This is a genomic window from Salifodinibacter halophilus (assembly GCA_012999515.1).
GTDB classification, from domain to species: Bacteria; Pseudomonadota; Gammaproteobacteria; order Nevskiales; family Salinisphaeraceae; genus Salifodinibacter; species Salifodinibacter halophilus.
Map to the genome: position 1 here is coordinate 1 of JABEEB010000036.1, position 408 is coordinate 408.

Consider the following 408-nt stretch of genomic DNA (forward strand, 5'->3'; position numbering starts at 1 on the left):
CCTTAACGTTTTCCGTCCCGGGTCGCGCGACGCCGACCGCCACCACACACTTGTGGATGGCGGTCCTCCGTCCCTGGTACGCCATGACAGACAACCCAGGACAGGCCCCAGCCGAAGACGTCGCGGACCAGGAGGTCGAAGCGAACGAGCGCGAAGCCGAGGATGCCGTCGAGGACCGACGTGCGGCCGAAGAGGAGTACCGCGAAGAACAGATCAAAGAGGAGCGAGAGCACGAAGACGAGGCGCGTCACGAGGACGCAAAAGAGGTGGCGAACCCGGACAACTACCGGGACGACGAGGACTGGGACTAGCGGACTTCCTCAGCGTCGAGTCGGTCGTCACGTAGCGTCCCGCGGACCGTCACTGTCTGCCCGAGCGTGACGACCGACTCGACGCTGAGGAAGTCCG

The 408-nt window shown here is 65.0% G+C and carries 1 protein-coding gene; it reads left to right on the forward strand.

Annotated elements, in window-relative coordinates; all coding sequences use genetic code 11:
- Positions 1–83: 83 nt before the first annotated feature.
- Positions 84–311, forward strand: coding sequence for a hypothetical protein (locus HKX41_10550; GenBank protein NNC24570.1), 228 nt, complete (start codon positions 84–86; stop codon positions 309–311).
- Positions 312–408 lie beyond the last annotated feature (97 nt).